At 66.8% G+C, this 1782-nt stretch carries 1 protein-coding gene; it reads right to left on the reverse strand.

All coding sequences use genetic code 11. The annotated features are described in order from the left end of the window. On the reverse strand, nucleotides 1-1782 hold a 1782-nt coding region (locus ACE3SS_RS15680; RefSeq protein ID WP_374595550.1), incomplete at both ends, for an isoleucine--tRNA ligase.

The following is a 1782-nucleotide window of genomic DNA, read 5'->3' on the forward strand; positions in this document are numbered from 1 at the left end:
CCTTGGAGGTGATGGTGACGAACTTGAGGTCATCACCCAGCGTGCTGAGCAGTGCGAAGTCCTCGGCGTTGACGGTGATGGTGAGCTCGGCCTGCAGCGACGAGCCAACCTGACCACCACCGCGCACAGCTTCGATCTCCTTGTTCACCACGTCGCGGATCTCGCGGATGCGGCTCCACTTGGCCAGCAGGGCCGACTCGGCTTGAGCGAATGCCCCCTCGCTCCAGAAGGTCTCGGTGAAGATGGTGCTGCCGGTGCCCGCGCCGGTGAAGACCTTCCAGGCCTCTTCGGCCGTGAAGCTCAGGAACGGCGCCATCCAGCGCAGCATGGCGTGCGTGAGGTGCCACAGCGCGGTCTGCGCCGATCGGCGCGCAAGGCTCTTGGGCGCGGTCGTGTAGAGGCGGTCCTTCAGCACGTCGAGGTAGAAGGCGCCGAGGTCTTCGGAGCAATACACCTGCAGCTTGGCGACCACCGGGTGGAACTCGTAGCGCTCGTAGTGCGCCAGGATGTCGGCCTGCAGTTCGGCCGCACGCGCCAAGGCGTAACGGTCGATCTCGAGCAGCTCGGCGTGCGGCACGGCATCTTGCGCGGCGTCGAAGTCCGACACGTTGGCCAGCAGGAAGCGCAGCGTGTTGCGGATGCGGCGGTAGCCATCGACCACGCGGGCCAGGATCTTGTCGTCGATGCCGAGGTCGCCCGAGTAGTCGGTGGATGCGGCCCACAGGCGGATGATCTCGGCGCCCATCTTGTTGGACACCTCTTGCGGCGCCACCGTGTTGCCGACCGACTTCGACATCTTGCGGCCCTGGCCGTCCACGGTGAAGCCGTGCGTCAGCAGGCCCTTGTACGGCGCGCGGCCGTAGATGGCGCAAGCCGCCAGCAGCGAGCTGTGGAACCAGCCGCGATGCTGGTCGTGGCCTTCGAGGTAGAGATCAGCCTCCTGCCCCTGCAGATGCCCGGCGGTCGGGTGGCTGCCGTGCTCGGCGTTGAGCACGTGGAAGAACGAGGTGCCCGAGTCGAACCACACGTCGAGGATGTCGGTGGACTTGCTGTAGTGGGCCGCATCGGCGCCCAGCCACTCGGCCACGTCCAGCTTGGCCCAGGCTTCGACGCCGCCTTGCTGCACCAGATCAGCGGCGCGGTCCATCAGGGCCATCGTGTCGGGGTGCAGTTCGCCCGTCACCTTGTGCAGGAAGAACGGCAGCGGCACGCCCCAGTTGCGCTGGCGGCTGATGCACCAGTCGGGCCGGTTGGCGATCATGTCGCGCAGGCGGGTGCGGCCGTTCTCGGGGTAGAAGGTGGTGTGGTCGATGGCGTCGAGCGCGGTCTGGCGCAGCGTCTTGGGCGCCTTGTTGACGGTGAACACGCCCTCGCCTTCGTCCATGCGCACGAACCACTGCGCAGCGGCGCGGAAGATCACCGGCGTCTTGTGGCGCCAGCAATGCGGGTAACTGTGGACGATGTTCTGGCTGGCGAGCACGCGGCCGTTCTCGCGCAGGGTTTCGAGCACAACGGGCGCGGCCTTCCAGATGTGCTGGCCGGCGAACAGCGGCAGGTCGGCCTCATACACGCCGTTGCCCTGCACCGGGTTCTTGATGTCGTCGAACTTCAGGCCGTGGGCGACGCACGAGTTGAAGTCGTCCACGCCGTAAGCCGGCGCGGCATGCACGATGCCCGTGCCGTCTTCGGCGCTCACGTAGTCGGCCAGGTAGATCGGCGCCTCGCGGTCGTAGCCGGCATCAACGTGGGCCAGCGGGTGCTTGAACTTCAAGCCTTCGAGCT

This window comes from Aquabacterium sp. (assembly GCF_041915145.1).
Classification (GTDB): Bacteria; Pseudomonadota; Gammaproteobacteria; order Burkholderiales; family Burkholderiaceae_C; genus Aquabacterium.